The organism is Pseudacidovorax sp. DMC4 (assembly GCF_056314265.1).
The window spans coordinates 144224-162041 of record NZ_JBQUYR010000015.1 but is presented as its reverse complement, the minus strand read 5'-3'; the positions used below and the strand labels follow the sequence as shown (position 1 = coordinate 162041).

General features: G+C 72.2%; 17 protein-coding genes. 3 read left to right on the top strand and 14 right to left on the bottom strand.

The features are described 5' to 3' along the window. The first annotated feature begins 4 nt into the window (after positions 1-4). From ACT54X_RS24320 to ACT54X_RS24310, 3 genes are all read left to right on the top strand, one after another. A complete protein-coding gene (locus ACT54X_RS24320) occupies positions 5-430 on the top strand; it encodes a hypothetical protein (RefSeq protein ID WP_294377128.1) in 426 nt (141 codons plus the stop codon). A 230-nt stretch (positions 431-660) separates the two neighbouring features. Next, a complete protein-coding gene (locus ACT54X_RS24315; protein WP_294377131.1) occupies positions 661-1038 on the top strand; it encodes a DUF2628 domain-containing protein in 378 nt (125 codons plus the stop codon). Positions 1039-1250: 212 nt separating this feature from the next. Then, entirely contained in the window at positions 1251-2096 is an 846-nt protein-coding gene (locus ACT54X_RS24310; protein ID WP_294377134.1) for an undecaprenyl-diphosphate phosphatase, read from the top strand. A gap of 39 nt (positions 2097-2135) precedes the next feature. Here ACT54X_RS24310 and zwf read toward each other — a convergent pair whose 3' ends face one another. The 14 genes from zwf to ACT54X_RS24240 form a co-directional block, all read right to left on the bottom strand. Then, on the bottom strand, positions 2136-3599 hold the full coding sequence (gene zwf / locus ACT54X_RS24305; protein WP_294377137.1) for a glucose-6-phosphate dehydrogenase: 1464 nt from the start codon (positions 3597-3599) through the stop codon (positions 2136-2138). A 252-nt stretch (positions 3600-3851) separates the two neighbouring features. Further along, complete coding sequence (locus ACT54X_RS24300) at positions 3852-4703, bottom strand: DMT family transporter (protein WP_294377139.1); 852 nt, start codon at positions 4701-4703, stop codon at positions 3852-3854. Positions 4704-4835: 132 nt separating this feature from the next. Further along, positions 4836-5387, bottom strand: coding sequence for a cytochrome b (locus ACT54X_RS24295; RefSeq protein ID WP_294377142.1), 552 nt, complete (start codon positions 5385-5387; stop codon positions 4836-4838). A gap of 201 nt (positions 5388-5588) precedes the next feature. Beyond that, positions 5589-6314, bottom strand: coding sequence for an AraC family transcriptional regulator (locus ACT54X_RS24290; RefSeq protein WP_294377146.1), 726 nt, complete (start codon positions 6312-6314; stop codon positions 5589-5591). 5 nt (positions 6315-6319) lie between these two features. Then, positions 6320-6616 (bottom strand): helix-turn-helix domain-containing protein, encoded by a 297-nt coding sequence (locus ACT54X_RS24285; RefSeq protein ID WP_294377149.1) that lies wholly within the window; start codon positions 6614-6616, stop codon positions 6320-6322. Further along, complete coding sequence (locus tag ACT54X_RS24280) at positions 6597-6923, bottom strand: transcriptional regulator (protein WP_294377150.1); 327 nt, start codon at positions 6921-6923, stop codon at positions 6597-6599. Before ACT54X_RS24280 ends, ACT54X_RS24285 begins: the two co-directional genes overlap by 20 nt. A gap of 39 nt (positions 6924-6962) precedes the next feature. Continuing rightward, on the bottom strand, positions 6963-8522 hold the full coding sequence (locus ACT54X_RS24275; protein ID WP_294377153.1) for a class I adenylate-forming enzyme family protein: 1560 nt from the start codon (positions 8520-8522) through the stop codon (positions 6963-6965). A gap of 102 nt (positions 8523-8624) precedes the next feature. Beyond that, positions 8625-11990: an SNF2-related protein gene (locus ACT54X_RS24270; RefSeq protein WP_476349099.1), complete on the bottom strand. Its 3366-nt coding sequence runs from the start codon at positions 11988-11990 to the stop codon at positions 8625-8627. Between the two features lie 39 nt (positions 11991-12029). Beyond that, entirely contained in the window at positions 12030-12278 is a 249-nt protein-coding gene (locus tag ACT54X_RS24265) for a hypothetical protein (RefSeq protein WP_476349098.1), read from the bottom strand. 146 nt (positions 12279-12424) lie between these two features. After that, positions 12425-13123: a response regulator gene (locus ACT54X_RS24260; protein ID WP_294377160.1), complete on the bottom strand. Its 699-nt coding sequence runs from the start codon at positions 13121-13123 to the stop codon at positions 12425-12427. Further along, the gene (locus ACT54X_RS24255) at positions 13120-14673 is read right to left on the bottom strand and encodes an ATP-binding protein (protein WP_294377163.1); all 1554 of its coding nucleotides are present in this window, start codon (positions 14671-14673) and stop codon (positions 13120-13122) included. Before ACT54X_RS24255 ends, ACT54X_RS24260 begins: the two co-directional genes overlap by 4 nt. Positions 14674-14896: 223 nt before the next feature. After that, positions 14897-15439 (bottom strand): ATP-binding protein, encoded by a 543-nt coding sequence (locus tag ACT54X_RS24250; protein ID WP_294377165.1) that lies wholly within the window; start codon positions 15437-15439, stop codon positions 14897-14899. Between the two features lie 13 nt (positions 15440-15452). Continuing rightward, complete coding sequence (locus ACT54X_RS24245; protein WP_294377167.1) at positions 15453-16601, bottom strand: porin; 1149 nt, start codon at positions 16599-16601, stop codon at positions 15453-15455. 159 nt (positions 16602-16760) lie between these two features. Then, positions 16761-17717: an AEC family transporter gene (locus ACT54X_RS24240; protein WP_294377170.1), complete on the bottom strand. Its 957-nt coding sequence runs from the start codon at positions 17715-17717 to the stop codon at positions 16761-16763. Between the last annotated feature and the right edge of the window lie 101 nt (positions 17718-17818).

Below are 17818 nucleotides of genomic sequence, written 5' to 3'. Positions count from 1 at the left end.
GCCCATGAAGCCTGCGTCGCCCATCGCCGCCGTCCTGCTTGCCGCCTGCGCCGCCACCGCCCATGCGGCCCTGCAGGAGGACTTCCGCTGCCTGAGCTCCTCCGGGCCCAGGCCGATCTCGCTGGAGTTCCGGCAGGTCGTCGACACCAACGTCGAGTGGAGCGGTGGCTATGTGCTCTACAAGGGCTCGAAGAAGGCCATCCCCATCGTCGTCGCCAGCAGCCGCACCACCGACCGGCCCGAAGGCCGGCCCTGGGCCTTCGAGGACCGCTGGGTCGAGGTGCTCGAGGGCAGGATCAACGGCGTCTACACCGTGCGCCGCCAGGGCGCCAACATCACCGACTTCACCTACACCTCGGCCAAGGACGGACGGGTGTTCTCCTTCTCGCAGGACATCGCGCACACCGGGACGCAGTCCTGCAACTGGTGAGCGCCCCCTTCCTGCGCCGGCGCCTCTGCAGCGCCAGACCATGACCACCGCCAGCTTCGTCGCCACCCACGCCGGCTGAGCGGCCGCGGTGCGGCAGCGACTGCTCGACACGCGGCGCTGCGCCCACCTCGGCCACGCTCGACCGCATGGGCGACCTGGCACAAGGCGAAGGGGCCTTTGCCGTTGTACCGTGTTCGCGTCACAGGGCGGCTGCGGCCGATGAGGGAATCATGAGGACCTACAACGTGTACACGCATCCGACGCACGGCCTGGAGGCCGTGAAGGTCGGCTTCTCCTGGCCGGCCTTCTTCTTCGGCCTCTTCTGGATGCTGTTCAAGAAGCTCTGGCGGCGCGCCGGCCTGTGGTTCGCGGTCTATCTCGTCCTGGCGCTGATCGAGAGCGCCACCGACCGCGCGCCCGAGAGCGGCGCCCAGGCGCTGGTCTACCTGCTGCTCAGCGCGGGGTACTTCGTGCTGTGGCTGCTGCCCGCCTTCAAGGGCAATGCCTGGCGCGACGCCGACCTGGTGCGCCGTGGCTACGACAGGCTGGCGACGCTGGAGGCCGACACGGCGGATGCGGCCCTGGCGCATGCGGCCCGGCCGGTGTGAACGAAGTGCCTCGCCGCGGCGTCCCCGGATGAAGGGGCCATCGGCTCGATCACGGCGAACCTCGTGATGGGCCGCTTCAGCTGCCGCGCAGTCGCGTGGCCGTCAGCTTGTCTGAAGAGAATCGACGGCTCACCGACGAATGAAGGGTGGTCGCGCGGGCCATGCCAGGCCGCCGGCGGTACTGAAATCACTTCGACATCCTGTCCGCGACCATGAACGCCCTCCAAGTCGCCATCCTGGCCCTCATCCAGGGCGCCGCCGAACTGCTCCCCGTTTCCAGCTCCGCGCACGTGATCGCTGCGGAGAAATTGATGGGGCTGGACCCGACCACGCCCGAGATGACGATGCTGCTCGTCATGCTCCACACCGGCACGATGTTCGCCGTCATCGCCTACTTCTGGCGCAGCTGGAAGAAGGCCTATTTCGGCTCATGGGCCTCCTTCAGGCAGAACGCGACGGCCGTGGCGCTGGCCACGGTCTGCACGGGCGTCGTCGGCCTCGGGCTGCAGTTCGCCATCAAGCATTGGGTGCTGGCGTCCGATCCCAACTTCGAGATCGAGCACCTGTTCGGCAATTCGCGCCTCATGGCCGCGGCGCTGGCCGCGGCGGGCGTGCTGATCATTGCGGCGTCCTTCATCCCCGAGCGGGCCGGCCGGCGCGTCGGCGGCCCCTCGGCGATGCTCATCGGCGCCGTGCAGGGGCTGTGCCTGCCTTTCCGCGGCTTCTCCCGCTCGGGGGCCACGATCTCCACCGCCATGGCGGCGGGCATCGAACGGCGAAAGGCCGAGGAATTCAGCTTCGCCCTGGCCGTCGTGCTGACGCCGGCCGTCATCGTCAAGGAGGCGCACCGGCTGCTCACGGCCCCGGCCACCGGCCATGCGGTGGCCGTGCACGACCTCGGCCGTGTGCTGGCGCCGAGCGCCTTCGGCATGGCGCTCAGCTTCCTCGCGGGCCTGGCGGCGCTGCGCTGGCTGTCGTCCTGGCTGGAGTCGGGCCGGTGGTACCTGTTCGGTGCCTATTGCCTGGTGGCCTCGGCCTTTGTGCTGTGGTTGGGGTGAGCTGAAAGCGCAAAAAGGCGCAGCGGACGGGTCAGGGGCTCAGCCCTGGCCCTGGCTCGTCGGCCGCCACGCCCGCTCGAAAGGGAGGCGCCACGCATGCGGTGCGATCAGCTGGTGCACCGGCTTCGGGCCCCATGAGCCGGGCTGGTACAGCCGCACCGGCGGCGGCGCCTCCAGCAGCGGCTGCGACACCTCCCACAGCCGCTCGATGCCCTCGGCGGTGGTGAACAGCGTGCGGTCGCCGCGCATGGCGTCCAGGATCAGCCGCTCGTAGGCCTCCAGCACCTCGTGCACGTAGCCGGTGTCGTTCATCGCGAACTGCAGGCTCAGCTTGTCCAGCCGCATGCCCGGGCCGGGGCGCTTGCCGTAGAACGACAGCGACATCTTCGACGCGTCCGCCAGGTCGAAGGTCAGGTGGTCGGGCCCCTGCGAGCCCACGCCGCTGCCGGCCGGGAACATGCTCTTGGGCGGCTCGCGGAAGGCGATGGAGATCACGCGCTGCCCCTCGGCCAGCCGCTTGCCGGTGCGCAGGTAGAAGGGCACGCCGGCCCAGCGCCAGTTGTCGATGTGGCACTTGAGGGCGACGAAGGTCTCGGTGTCGGAGTCCGGGTCCACGCCTTCCTCCTGCCGGTAGCCGGCGTACTGGCCGCGCACCACGTCCTGGGGCGGGATCGGCAGCATGCTGCGGAAGACCTTGTTCTTCTCCTCGCTGATGGGCGCCGGTTCCAGCGAGGTGGGCGGCTCCATGGCGACGAAGCCCAGGATCTGGAACAGGTGCGTGACCACCATGTCCTTGTAGGCGCCGGTCTGCTCGTAGAAGGCGCTGCGCTTGCCCAGGCCCAGCGTCTCGGGCACGTCGATCTGCACGTGGTTGATGAAGGTGCGGTTCCAGATCGGCTCGAACAGGCCGTTGGCGAAGCGGAAGGCCAGGATGTTCTGCGCCGCCTCCTTGCCCAGGAAGTGGTCGATGCGGAAGATCTGCTCCTCTTCGAACACCTCGTGCAGCTTCGCGTTCAGGTCGCGGGCGCTGGTCAGGTCGGTGCCGAAGGGCTTTTCCATGACGATGCGCGCGCGCTCGACCAGGCCGGCCTCGCCGAGGGTGCGCACCACGGGCAGCGCGGCCTTGGGCGGCACGCTGAGGTAGTGCAGGCGGCGGGACTCGGTGCCCAGTTCCGCCTCGGCCCGGGCCACGGCCTCGGCCAGCGCCGGCGCGCCGGCCGACAGCGGCACGTAGTCGAGCGTGGCGGCGAAGGCCTCCCAGGCCGCCTGGTCGACCTTGCGGCTGCCGAACTCGTCCAGCGCGGCGCGGGCGAAGCGGCGGAAGCCCTCGGCATCCAGATCGTCCAGCGAGCAGCCGACGATGCGCCAGGCGGGGATGAAGCCGGCACTGCACAGGTGGAAGAGGCCGGGCAGCAGCTTGCGCCGCGCCAGGTCGCCGGTGGCGCCGACGAGCACCACCACCTGGGGAAAGCGTGGGCCCACGCCGGGTTGGATCTTGGCCATGAACGATGTCCTCTCTTCTGGAATGTGCGGGTGTGACAGCGGGGGATGGATGGATTGTTCTTCACGAAGGCATGCGCCGGACGCCTGCCTTGTGCCATCGGCCATAGCGAATTCAGTGCCAACGAAGCGCTCTTCGTCGTCCCGCCGCGCGCCGGACACGCTGTTGCAGCGTCACACGCGACATTCTTCACGCAGAGGGCCCGCGCGTGCGCCGCGGGTGCTGCGGGTGCCGTGGGGCGGGGGCGACGCCGTTCAGCGCGCCCGCGAGCCCATCACCGCCGCCGACACGATCATTGCGGCCGCCACCGCGATGCCGCCGGTCAGCGGCCGGCCGGTCACCACCAGCAGCAGGGTCGTCGACAACAGCGGCGTCAGGTAGCTCAGGATGCCGATCTGTCGCGCATCACCCGTCTTGAGCGCCCGGTCCCAGAAGAAGAAGGCCGCGCCCAGCGGACCCAGCCCGCACAGCGCCACCAGCGCCCAGTCGCGCGCCGACAGGCTGGTTGCCGGCTCCAGCAGTGCATGGCAGGCCAGGGCCAGCAGCCCGGAGACCAGCCCAAAGGCGCCGATGGCCGAGGTGGGAAAGGCCGGCACGCGCTTCGTCCACAGCGAATAGCTGGCCCAGATGAAGGCCGAGCCCAGCGCCGGCACGAAGCCCCAGGCGAAGCCGGTGGCGCCGCCCGGGCTGCGCGCGCCCAGGATCGCCACCGCCGCGCCGGCAAAGCCCAGCAGCGCCGCCACCACATGCAAGGGCCGGAGCGCCGTGCCGGGCAGCAGCACCGGCGCCAGCACCACCATGCCCAGCGGCCAGAGGTAGTTGACCAGGTTGGCCTCCACCGGCGGCGCATGGCGCAGCGCGATGAACAACAGGAAGTGGAAGCCGAAGAGCCCGTAGACACCCAGCGCCAGCGTGCGCGGCGGCACCGCCCAGGCCCGCCGGTCGCGCAGCACCAGCGGCCAGCTCGGCAGGCTGCCGATGATCAGCGCGGCGCCCGTGAGCAGTAAGGGCGGCACATGCGCAAGCGCGGTGCCCAGCGAGGCCAGTGAGGCCCACAGCGCGATGGCGGCCAGGGCATGCAGGGTGGAGGCGGAGAGAAGGCGCATCCGCCGAGCTTAGGCGGGCGCATCGTCGCGCGCCGCCGGTCTCTCGTCGCGCGACTGCGATCTGGCAAGGAGGGAGAGGCCTCGGGCGGTGGGCCGCTCGGGGACGAAAGCGGCGCCAGCGTTCACACCTTGTCAGGCCCGCCCGGGCAGCATGCGGCGCAGGGTGTTGTCGCGCAGCACATGGTGGTGCACCAGGGCCGCGGCCGTGTGGGCGCCCACCAGTGCATAGCCCACGCTGGCGCCGGCCTCGTGCACTTCCTTGATCAGGTGGGCCAGGTTGGGCGCCGGCGGCAGCGGCGAAGGCAGCGGCATGCCGAAGAAGGCCACCGGCGTGCCCTTGGCCGCCAACGAGAGCCAGCCCAGCAGCGGCATCGCCAGCATCAGCCCGTAGAGCGCGAACTTCATCCAACGCGCCAACTGCTCCTGCCAGACGGCCGGCGCCGGCACGATGGCGGGGCGGGGTTGCCGGGCCACCAGCGCGAGGCGCAGGCAGGCCAGCGGCAGCACCAGCAGACCCAGGCTGTAGTGCAGCCCGCGCAGCAGGAGGTAGGTGTCGCTGCCGCGCGGGAAGTTGTCCGAGCCCAGCATGCAGCCGTAGACGGCGACGATGAGCAGCGCCATGCCCCAGTGCAGGGCGATGGCGGAGGGTGTGTAGCGTGGGTGGGAGCGTGTGGCGGTGGTCATGGCGGGCGCATCGTGGAATGAGGCCCTGGCGGGCCGGGCGGCCGGTGCGGCCCGCGGAAGGCGAGGCGGCATGGGCCGGAACGGGCGCCATGGTCCCTCCAGGGCATTTAGGCAGTCTTAAGACGGCGCGCGGCGTTTGGTGTGCGTCAAAGGCAGGCCGCCGCAGGCTGGCAGCGCGCCCGACCGGGAAGACGGTGCCCTTCAGGTGCGCCAGCCGCCGTCGCGCCGCAGCGCCGCCGTGAGCGCTGACGGCGAGCGGTAGCCCGTGCGGCGCGCCGTCTCGGCCACCGCCAGGCCCTGGGCGCGCAGGTGGCGCGCCTGCGCCAGGCGCAGGGCGCGCAGCCAGGCCAGCGGGCTCAGCCCCTGCTCATCGCGGCAGCGCTGGGCGAACTGGCTCGGGCTGAGGCAGGCGCGCGCGGCCAGGTCCTCCACGCCCAGGGGCCCCTGCCAGTGGGCCGCGGCCCAGGCCGACAGCGCCGCCCAGTCGATGGGCCGGCCGCGCAGCCGCCGCGAGGGCGGTGCGGTCCAGGCTTCGCACAGCAGCCAGGGAGCCTGGGCCAGCGCCAGCGCCGCCGGCTGCGGCTGGGCCAGACACAGTCCCAGGTAATGCGCCAGTGCCGCCGCCCGTGGGCCCTCGGCGGCGCGGCCCGCATGCGGCGTCCAGGCCGCGTCCCGGGTGTCCAGCACCAGGCAGCGGCTGGCGCCCGCCTCGGCCTCGAAGTCGTGGCGATCGCCCGGCGCCACGACGAAACCCTGGCCCGCGGCCAGGCGCCGTCCCCGGCCCTCCACCTCCAGCGCCAGCACGCCCTGCAGCGCCACCAGCACCTGGAAGTGGTCGTGCGCATGGCTGCCGCGCGACGGGCCGTAGTCGCGCAGCGAGAGGGCGGCGGGCGTCGGCCCGCTGCTGACGGCGGAGCGCCACGTCATCGGCGTCAGGGCGCGACGCTGCGCAGCACCTGCGGTGCCACGCGAGCCACACGGATGAGCGTCTGTGCCGCGCCGGAGGGCTGGGAGCGGCCCTGCTCCCAGTTCTGCAGAGTGCGCACCGACACACCCAGCAACTGTGCGAACTGCGTCTGCGACAAACCGACGCGGGCGCGTGCATCGGCAGCGTCGGGAATCTCCACGCGCGTGACGCGGGCGGCCCGACCGGCCTTCATGTCCTTCACGGCCTCCAGAAGATCGTTCTGGAAGGCCTGCATTTCCGCATCAGCGTTTCGGCGGGGCATCGTCGATCTCCTCTCGCAGTTGAACCAGGAATTCGGTGGGCAGCGTGTCGAAGCGCGCTTTGGTGTAGCCGATCAACAGCCAGACCTGGCCTTCGTCCAGCAAGGCATAGGTGATGACGCGCGCGCCGCCTCGCTTGCCCGCACCGGCGCGCGACCAGCGCACCTTGCGCAGCCCGCCAGAACCCACGATCAGGTCGCCGGCCAGCGGGTTGCGGGCGATCCAGTCGATGAAGGCCTCGCGCTCGCCCTCTGCCCAGATCGCCGCCATGCTGCGCACGAAAGCCCGCGTTTCGCTCACCGTGAACATCGGTCGATCATACGCGAGAAGCGTATAGCAACCCGAGAGTCAGTTTGAAGGGGCCGCGGCCCAGCGCTCCCGCAGCTCGCGCTTGAGCACCTTGCCGATGGCGCTGCGCGGCAGCTCGTCGATGAAGCGCAGGCCGGCCAGACGCTGGGTCTTGCCCAACTGCTCGTTGGCCCATTCGCGGATGGTTTCGGGCGCGGTGGTGTCGCCGGGCCGGTGGACCACGTAGGCCACGGGCGTCTCGCCCCATTGCTCCGAGGGAATGCCGATCACCGAGCAGTCGGCCACGGCCGGGTGGCGGCGCAGCACGGCTTCCAGGTCGCTGGGGTAGAGGTTGAAGCCGCCGCTGATCACCATGTCCTTCTTGCGGTCGAACAGCGTGAGGAAGCCGTCGGCGTCGAAGCGGCCCACGTCGCCAGTGCGGATGAAGCGCTTGCCGTCGGGCGCGAACCATTCGGCCTCGCGCGTCTTGGCGGGCTGCTTGTGGTAGCCGACCATCATGCCGGCCGAGTGGCCCACCACCTCGCCGGCCTCGCCCGCGGGCACCTCGCGGCCCTCGTCGTCGATCAGGCGGATGTCGCTGCCTGGCGCCGCGCAGCCGACGGTGTGCAGCTTGTCGGGGTGGGCATGCGCCTCCAGGATGCAGGTGCCGCCGCCTTCGGTCATGCCGTAGAACTCGATCAGCCCGCCCGGCCAGCGCGCCAGCACGTCGGCCTTGAGCTCGGCGCGGAAGGGCGCGCTGGTGCAGAACTTGGCCTGGAAGCGCGACAGGTCGTGGCGGTCGAAGTCCGGGTGCGCCATCAGCCGCTGGTACTGCACCGGCACCAGCATGGTGTGCGTCACGCCTTCGCGCTCGGCCAGCTGCAGGTACTGGCCCGCGTCGAACTTGGGCATCAGCCACACGCAGCCGCCGAAGGCCAGCGTGGGGAAGAACACCACCAGCGTGGTGTTGGAGTACAGCGGTGTGGACAGCAGCGTGACCGACTCGGGGCCGTAGCCGTAGACCGCACCGCGCTGGATGTGGGCCCAGCGCATGCCGTGGCCCTGCACGATGCCCTTGGGCTCGCCGGTGGTGCCCGACGAATAGATGATGTTGAAGGGCGTGGCGGGCTGCACCTCGGCTGGCTGCGGGGTGGCGCCTTCGGGCGCGAGCCAGTCCGCCAGCGGCCGGGCGCCGGCCACCTCGCCCTGCAGCGCGATGCGCGGCGCGGCGGACTCGCCCGCATCACCCATGGCCGCGTTGCCGACGGCATCGACGAACACCAGGCGGGCATCCGCATCGCGCACCATGCGCGCCAGGCTGTCCGGTGCGCTGCCGGGGGCGAGCGGCGCCACCGCCACGCCCGCGCGCAGGGCGCCGAGGAAGACGCAGACGTAGTCCACCGAGGCATTGGCGCAGACGGCGATGGCATCGCCCACGCCCAGCCCGTCGCGTTGCAGGGCGGCGGCGACGCGGTCCATGCGGGCGTCGAGCGCGGCGTAGTCGAGCCGGCCGTGCGCATCGGCCAGGGCCGCACGGCCGGGCCGTTCGCGGGCATGCGCGCGGATGAGGTCGGACACGGTGCCGAAGGCGTGGTCGGCCACGAATTGCTGGGTGGTCATGAAGCGTCTCCTGAGGGCGCGGCCGGCTGCGGCCGTTCTGCCGGCCAGCATAGCGGCGTGGTCTTGCGCGGCCTGTCGCCTGCTTGCCCGCCAGACTGCGCTTCAGTTCCCCAACGGCCGCAGCAGCAGCGCCACGTCGTCCTCGGTGAACAGCAGCCGGTCGCCGCTGGCGCCGCCTTCGAGCAGGCCCTGCGACAGTGCCGCCTTGCGCGCCTGCATGGCCAGGATGCGTTCCTCGATGGTGCCTTCGGCCACCAGCTTGTAGACCATCACCTGCCGCTGCTGGCCGATGCGGTGGGCGCGGGCGGTGGCCTGCGCTTCGACGGCGGGGTTCCACCACGGGTCGTAGTGGATGACGGTGTCGGCCTCGGGCAGGTTCAGGCCCGCGCCGCCGGCCTTCAGGCTGATGAGGAAGAGCGGCACGTCGCCCCGGGTGAAGCGGGCGATGGCGGCCTCGCGGTCGGTGGTCTTGCCAGTGAGCGTGGTCCAGCGTAGGCCGCGCTCGCGCAGGGCGGCCTCGATCAGCGACAGCATGCTGGTGAACTGCGAGAACAGCAGCACGCGCCGGCCTTCCTCCAGCATCTCGGGCAGCACGTCCATCAGCCATGCCAGCTTGGCCGACTGGCGCACCTGCTGCGCCGCCGGCAGCGACTTGACCAGGCGCGGGTCGCAGCACACCTGCCGCAGCTTGAGCAGCGCATCGAGCACCTGGATCTGCGAACGCGCCAGCCCGCGCTCGGCCAGCGACTCGCGCACCTGGCGCTCGGTGGCCAGGCGGATGGTCTCGTACAGGTCGGCCTGCGGGCCTTCGAGCGTGACGGCGCTCAGGGTCTCGATCTTGTCGGGCAGCTCCTTGGCCACGTTCTGCTTGGTCCGCCGCAGCAGGAAGGGCGTGACGCGCTTGCGCAGCTGCTCCAGGCAGGCGCTGTCGCCATGCCGCTCGATGGGCGTGCGGAAGACCTCGCGGAAGCGCGCCTGGCTGCCCAGGAAGCCGGGCATGAGGAAGTGGAACAGGCTCCAGAGTTCGCCCAGGTGGTTCTCCAGCGGCGTGCCCGACAGGGCCACGCGCTGGCGCGCCTCCAGGCTGGCGGCCACCTGCGCCACCTGCGAGTCTGCGTTCTTGATCTGCTGCGCCTCGTCCAGCACCACCACGTGCCAGGCCTGCTTCTGCCAGAAGACGCGGTCGCGCGGCAGCAGCGAATAGGGCGCGATGACCAGGTCCGTGCCGCCGAAGCCGCCGCGGCCATGGCGCTGCGGTCCGTGCCACACGGCGGTGCGCAGGGCGGGCGCGAAGCGCGCGGCCTCGCGCCGCCAGTTGCCCAGCAGGCTCAGCGGTGCCAGCACCAGGCAGGGCCTGTCCAGGCGGCCATCTTCCTTCTCGCGCAGCAGGTGCGCCAGGGTCTGCAGCGTCTTGCCCAGGCCCATGTCGTCGGCCAGGATGCCGCCGAGCCGGTGGCGGCGCAGGAACTGCAGCCAGTCCAGGCCCTGCTGCTGGTACGGACGCAGGGCGGCCTGCAGGCCGGCCGGTGCCGGCACCGTGGGCAGCGCGGCGTCGCCGCCCAGTTGGCGCAGCAACTCTCGAAGGCGGTCCGCGCCGTCCCACACCGCGCCGTCGTCCAGCGTGGCGCCGATGCGCAGGGCCTCCACCTGCGTCAGGCGCAGCGTCGCGGCCTGCTCCCAGTCGGGGGCGGGGCGCTCGGCCACGAGGTCGAGCAGGGCCTGCAGCCAGGGCTTGAGCGGGGCGGAGGGCAGGCGCAGCCAGCGCCCGTCGGGCTGCTCGCGCCACAGCCAGTCGGGCAGTTGGGGTCCGTCGGGGCCGTGTTCGATCTGCGCCAGCAGGCCCGGCAGCCAGGGCAGCACGTTGTGGCGCTCGCCGTCGATCTCGATGCCCAGCGACAGCTCGAACCAGGGCGAGGCGGAACGCTCGTCCGGGGCTTCGCCAGCGGGCGCCGCGTCCTCGGGCGTTCCTTCCACGATGCGCAGCGCCAGTGCATGGGGCGGCTCGGCCAGGCCGCGCAGGGCGGGGTCGGGCTCGACACGGAAGCCGGCATTCGTCAGTGCGGCCCAGCCGCTCACGGCCCAGTCCAGCCAGCGTGCCGCCGAGGCACCGTGCCAGCGGCCGAGCGCGTCGACCGACAGGTCCAGCGCCTGCAGGCGCTGGCGCGCCCACTGCTCGGCGGCCAGGTCGCGCTGCAGCAGCACGCGGCGCCCGTCGTGCTCGGCCAGCACCCGCGCTGGATGCTCCGGCCAGTGGCCGCGCAGGCCGCCGTAGTCGAAGTCCAGCAGTGCGACGAGCAGGCCGCGCGCGGCGCGCTCGGCCGGCGGCACCGGCCGCAGGCGCAGGCAGGGCTGCGGCAGGCTGACCGGCCAGGGTTCCGGATGGTCGGCGCGGGCGGGCAGTGGCATGCCCAGCTGTCGCGGCAGCAGCTCGGCCTGCGCATCGTCGAAGGCTGACTGCGGCAGCGGCCCCAGGGTGAGCAGCTGCGTCAGCTGCGCGGGCGACATGCCCGCGGCCTCGGCGACGCCGCATTCGCCGGCGGCCCGGTCCAGGTACAGCGGCGGCAGCGCGGCATACAGCGTGCGGCCTTCCGCCGGCTCGGCCAGGACGGCTTGCAGCATCCAGGCCGGCGCATCGCCCAGCGTGGCCGGCGCCCAGTGCCAGCCGATGGCGCGCGGCGCCCCCCAGCGCAGCGGCGCGCCCTGCGGCCGGCCCTCCGCATCGGCCAGGAAGAGCTTGCCGGTGCGGGCCGCGGCCTGCAGGGCCGAAGGGGCCTCCGCCCCCTGCAGCAGACCGCTGGCCGTGTGCAGGTAGAAGGCGCCGCCGAGCCGGCCGATGTGGGCCAGGCAGTCGCGATCGGACTCGGACAAACCACTGCCGGGCAGGCCCAGCCGCACCATCGCATCCGCATCAGGCGAGCGCAGACGGCCCCAGCCGCCACGCTTGAGCGGCCGGGCCAGCCGCCAGGCCAGCAGCGGCCGTGCCGGCTCGCGCGGGCTGCGGCGGCTTTCCTGCAGCAGGTAGATCGGTGGATCGCTCTCGGGCGCAGCGGGCGGTGGCGCCAGATCGTCGAACAGGCCCAGCGAGGGCGGCAGTCCCGCAGGTGCGGCCGGCGCTGGGGGCCGCGGCGGGGAGGGCGGCTCGGCGCCGCGCACGGTGCCGCTCTGGTAGGCGGCCTTGAGCGTCAGGGCCACCGCATGCCGGCAGCGACTGCCGGCGGCGCAGCTGCAGTCGCTGCCGAAGCTGGCGATGCGGCCATCCGCGTCCAGCTCCAGCAGCACGCTGCATTCGTGCACCTGCCGGTCCTCGCCCTGCACTTCGCCCTCGATGCGCCATTCGCTGCGGCTGGCCGGTGCGAGCGAATGGCTGACGACCTGCTGGCGCCGGTAGGCGTCCAGGCCCCGTTGGTAGGCGGCGGCGGGCAGGTGCTGGGCGAGGGTGGCGGGGGCGATCAGGAAGGCAGCGCGCATGGGGGCCCGGAGTGTGCCCCAGATGCGTGGCAGCGCCGCTCAGGGCATGGACATGCCACCGCGCGGCATGGCGCCTTCACCGAAGCCCATGCCCGGGCCCGGGCCCGGACGTGGCGCGCCGCAGCCTGCCTCCGCGTCGGGGCGCGGCATCGGCGGGCCGCCGGCGGGGCGCATCATGCACTGGGCATGGGCCTGCGGTGGCGGGGGTGGCGGCAGCATGATGCAGCCGGAAAGTCCGGCGGCGAGCAGGGCGGCCCCTGCGGCGGCGAGTGGTCGGAATGAAGCCATGTCTTGCGTCCCTTCTGGGTGTTTGGAGGAAGACATCAGTGTTGGCGCCGACCTGGGAGGCATTGCGCAGCGGGGTGGCAAAGTGCACATCCCACCGCAGACCGACGCGCGCCCGCCACACTCGCGGGCACGGGACGCGCGGCCGCTCAGCCGCGGGGTGCGGCCGGCGCCGGAGGCGCCTCGAAGGAGAAGCCCACGCCGTAGACCGAGCGGATCCACTCGTGCTCGGGCGCCGCCTGCGACAGCTTGCGCCGCAGGTTCTTCACATGGCTGTCGATGGCGCGCTCGGTGACGTCGACATCGTCTTCATAGGCCAGCTCCAGCAGCCGTGCGCGCGAGAAGATGCGACCCGGCTGCCGGGCCAGCACGCGCAGCAGCGAGAACTCGCGTCGGGTGAGGTTGAGCGGCTGCCCGCCGAGCGAGGCATGCCAGCAGCTCTCGTCCAGCTCCATGCCGTGCGCGGCGGCGGCCACTTCCTGCGGTGCGCGCGTGCGGCGCAGCACGGCGGCCACGCGGGCCACCACCTCGCGCGGGGAGAAGGGCTTGCACACGTAGTCGTCGGCGCCGTGGGCCAGGCCCAGCAGGCGGTCGACCTCTTCGGTGCGGGCCGTGAGCATGATCACCGGGTGCTGCGTGTGCACCCGCGCCTGCTGCAGTACCGACAGGCCGTCCAGCCCGGGCAGCATCACGTCCAGCAGCGTGAGGTCGGGCGGGGTTTCCAGCATGTGGCGCAGCGCCTCGCGGCCGTCGGCCACATGGTCGGTCTGGTGGCCCTCGCGGCGCAGGTAGTCGCGCAGCACGTCGGCGATGTCGGTTTCGTCTTCGACGATGAGGATGCGGGTCATGAGGGTTCGGTGTCCGAAAGGGGAAGGAAGAGGGTGATGCGCAGGCCGCCGAGCGGCGATGCGCCGGCCTCGATGTCGCCGCCGTGGGCGTCGACGATGGCGCGGCAGATGGCCAGGCCCAGGCCCGAGCCACCCAGCGCGCGGTTGCGCGAGGCCTCGGCGCGGAACAGGCGGTCGAACAGGCGCGGCAACTCGTCCTCGGTCACGCCGGGGGCGCTGTCGTCCAGCTGCACGACCAGGGCCGGGCCGCCGTCCACCCGGTCGATGCGCGCCTCGATCGCCAGGCGGCCGCCCGCGTCGGTGTAGAGCAGCGTGTTCTCCAGCAGGTTGATCCACACCTGGCTGAGCTTGCGGGCCTCGCCCAGCACGCGGGGCGCCCGCTCTTCGGCCAGGCGGCCCACGCTGTCGGCCTCGACCGCGATGTCGGCCTGCGCAAAGCGATCGCGCGTGGCGGCGAGTGCCTCCTGCAGCAGCGTGAGCGGGTAGGTGGGCGCATGCTCGCGCAGCGTGGTGCCATGGCTGTCCATGCTGTGCCGCAGGTCGTCCACCAGCTGGGTCAGGCGCATCACCTGCCGATGCAGGCGCAGGGCGGTGCGGTCGTCGAAGCTGCGCACGCCGTCCTGGATGGCCTCGATCTCGGCACGCATGGCCGCCAGGGGGGTGCGCAGTTCGTGCGCCACGTCGGCCAGCCAGGCGCGCCGGCCGGCTTCGGCCTTGTCCAGGCGGTCGGCCATGGTGTTGAAGGTGCGGCCGAGCAGGGCCAGCTCGTCCTGCCCCTGCACGTGCACGCGCGTGCCCAGCCGGCCGCGGGCCACGGCCCGGGCCGCGTGGGTGAGGTCGTCGATGGGCGCCAGCCAGCGCCGGCCGACCAGGCCTGCGATCAGCAGCGCGGCCACGAGGCCGACCGCGCCTGCCAGCGCGATGAAGCCCGAGTGCCGTGCCAGGAAGGCGCGGTCGGCTTCGTGCTCCAGGCCCTGCATGGGCGCCAGCAGCAGCTGGCCGATGATGACCGTGCCGCTGCGGATGGGCAGGTGCGCCGCTGTGGCCGGGTCCACCTTGGCGCCCACCACCAGCTTGCCGGCCGTGTCGACCACCGCCAGCCGCTTGAAGATCAGATCGGGCGGGCCACCCTCGCCGCGGGGAAAGGGAAAGAACCAGGGCGGCGCGACGCGGCCGCCCGGCTCCAGGGGCGAGGGCGGCTCGCGGTCCTCGCCGAAGGGCAGGGTCCAGCCGCCACCGCGCGAGGACCGGTCCCAGAGGCTGGGCGGGCGTTCGCGTGGCGCCAGCGAGGCCGGGTCCACCTCGCCGCGCTGGAGCCGGTTCCATGCCTCCTCATTGCCGCGCAGGCGCGACCAGTTGCCATTGGCCACGTAGTGCTGCTGCAGCCGCTCGGCCAGCCAGCTCAGCCGGCGGATCTCGATCTCGGCCACGTACGGCCCCAGGCCGCTGCGCAGCGAGAGCATCGATGAAACGGCAAAGGCCACCATCAGCGTGAGCAGCAGGGTGGCCAGGGCCAGGAAGAGTTTGCGCGTGAGCGTCAGGCGGGGCATTGGGCTGCCGCCGGTCGCGCCGATGGCCGGAAGGGCCAGGGCAACTCGCCGGGCGGGGGGGCGTGCTGGACGATGGGGCCGAGGGTAAACAAATCCTGGTGACTCGGGTGCGGGTCGGCAGTGCACGGGCTCCAGCTGAGCCATGCGCCGCTGAACACGCCGACGAGCGCGGTGACGGGGCCCAGGGCACGGTAGCCGCGGCCGGTTTGCTTCGAGGGGGACATCAGGCTTGCTCCTTCACGGATGGCACGAGGGGCAGTCGCAGCGTGGCCCCCATCGCGCCCCAGGCCGAGGGGGCGGCATAGAGGCGGCCGCGGTGGGCATCGATGGCCTGGGCGCATTCGGCCAGCGGCCGCAGCGCGGCGTCGCGCTCCGGATGCACGGCCTGCGAGAAGCCGTGCACGCGCCGGGCCAGCGCGGGCGGCTGCCGGTCTGCCGGCTCGTCCACCACCGAGACGGCGGCGGTGGCGCCTTCGGCGCGTGCGTGCACGCGCAGCACGCCGCCGGCGGGCGCCAGCAGTTCGGCGGCCAGCGCGAGCAGGCGGCCCAGCACCTGTGCCAGGCCGTTCGGCGCCATGGCGACCCACAGGGCATGGGCCGGCAATTGCCAGTCGACGGACACGCCCGGCGCCAGGCGCGGCCCGGCTGCCATGGCGGCCAGCACGGCGCGCAGGTCGGCCGTCGTGTCGGCCGGCTGTACGCCGGCAGGCAGGCTCGCGGGCGCGGTGCGCCAGGCGGTGGCGTCGGTGCGGGCTCCAGCTCTCACGGCGGCCTCCCGGTCAGAAGTTGTGGCGGATGCCGAAGTCGTACCCCGTGGACGACTTCGGCAGACCGCTGTAGCCCACGCCCACCGAGCCGTAGCCGGTGGTGGCCGCGGCCGACAGGCTGCCGGTGTAGGCGCTGTCGTTGCGGTTGCTGATGCGCGCCACGGTGGCATACAGCGACGTGCGCTTGGACAGGTTGTGCACATAGCCCAGCGCCAGCTTGCGCGAGCGCGGCGCTTCGCCGTAGAGCGGCGCGAGCGCGCCTTCGTCGTAGCGCACCTGGCCGTAGGAGGCGCGGATCAGGCCCGCGCCCACCGGCATGCTGGCGCCGATCAGGTAGCCGTCGTAGTTGTTGCTGAGCGAGGTCTGCAGCGTGTCGGAGCGGTCGCGCACGTTGGAGAGTTCGCCGAAGAGCTTGACCGGCCCGAAGTCGTAGGTGGCCCCCAGGTTGCTGCGGCGCACGGTGCGGGTGAGGCTGCCGCTGTCGGTCACGGTGGTCTGGCCGGAGGCCAGGGCGATGTCGAGCGGGCCGTTGGCATAGCCGAAGCGCGCGCCGGTGTAGCGGCCCGCATCGCTGGTGCCGGTGAGGCTGGTGCTGGTATCGACGTTCTCGTGCGCTGCGTACTGCACCTGACCGTAGAAGCCACCCAGCGTGGCCGGCAGGAAGTAGCTCACCATGTTGCTGGCGCGCAGGTAGTTGGTCGCCAGGCCGGTGTCGGCCGCGCTCACCGCGCCGATGATGTTCGCGCCCGAGCCGTTGCCGCCGAAGGGGTCGAAGATCGTGTCGTTCAGGGAGTTGGCGGTGCGGTCGCGGCCGAGGCGGATCTCACCGAAACGGCCCGACAGGCTCACCGTCGAGCGGCGTGTGAACGCCAGGCTGCCGGCGCCATCGTCGGTGGACAGCGGCGCCTCCAGCCAGAAGCTGGCGGCCAGGCCACCGCCGAGGTCTTCCACGCCCCGCAGGCCCAGGCTGCTGTTGCCGTAGCCCGAGTTGCCCAGGCTGGTGCGGCTCTGGCGCGTGGTGAGGCCGGTGGTGGCATCGGTGGCCGTGGCCGACTGATAGGTCACGCCCGTGTCGATGGTGCCGAAGAGGGTGACAGACGATTGGGCCGAGGCGGCCCCGGCGAGCGCGCCGCAGGCCAGGGCGACGAGGGTGTTCTTCATTCTTGCTCCGTTCCTTTCGAGCCACGGCCGGCCGTCGGCCGGAACCATGGGCGCCGGCAGGAGACCGGCGCGAGCGAATGGTCGGGGGCAAAGTCGGAGGAAATTTGAATGGGCCCACGCTGCCGTGCGAGGGCGCAGCGCGGGCCCGGCGTGCCGCGGCTACATGCCGAGCAGGTGTGGCAGTACCGCCAGCAGGGCGCTGATGGTGAAGAAGGACAGGGCGGTGGTGGCCAGCAGCGAGGCGGCCGCCAGCGAATCCTGGCCATGCGGCTGCGCCAGGATCGGATAGATGCTCAGCATGGGCGCAGCCGCCGACAGCACCAGCGCCAGGCGCAGCGCCGGCTCCATGGGCGGCATGCCCAGCGCCTCGGCGGCCAGCAGCACGGCCAGCATCAAAGCGGGGTGCAGCAGCAGCTTGCCGGCCGCGATGCGCAGCACCTGGCGGCGCATGCCCGCCAGGCCCAGGCCCACCAGCGAGCCGCCGATCACGAACAGTGACAGTGCGGTGCTGGCCTGCGCGAACAGACCGATGGTGCGCAGCAGCGGCGCCGGCAGGCGCAGGCCGGTCAGCGCCACCGCCACGCCCGCCGCCATGGCCCAGATCATGGGGTTGCGCGCCAGGCTGTGCGCCGTGCGCCGCAGCGTGAGGCGCCAATCGCCGCGGCCGTCGGCGGCATCAGCCAGCGCCATGGCCAGCGGCACCAGCAGCAGGTTCTCCACGATCATGTTCAGGCCCAGCACCAGGCCGGCGCTCTGCGCGATCACCATCGACAGGATGGGGTAGCCGACGAAGCCGCTGTTGGGGCAGCTCATGCCCATGGCCACGAGCGCCGGCACGGGGCTGCCGGCGGGTGCCTGTCGCGCCGCCCACCAGCGGCCCACGAAGAGCGTGAGCAGCGACCCCACCGCGTACAGCAGCATGTAGCGCAGGTTGAGCACATCGCCCGTCGGTCGCTGGACCAGCGCGCTGAACAGCAGGGCCGGCAGCGCCAGCCGGATGACGAACTGCCCCAGCACCCGCATGTCCGTCCGGGCAAACAGGCCCCTGCGGGTGACCAGCCAGCCGGCAGCGATGGCGAGATAGATGGGAACGGTGATCGAAAGGATGGCGAGCATGGCGGGTCCGGCGAGCCCGGCACTGTAGCCATGCGTCCCGATCCGCGTCGTTTGCGAATCGAACAGCCCCATGCCGCGCTGCGTCTGAATGTGCAAAAAAT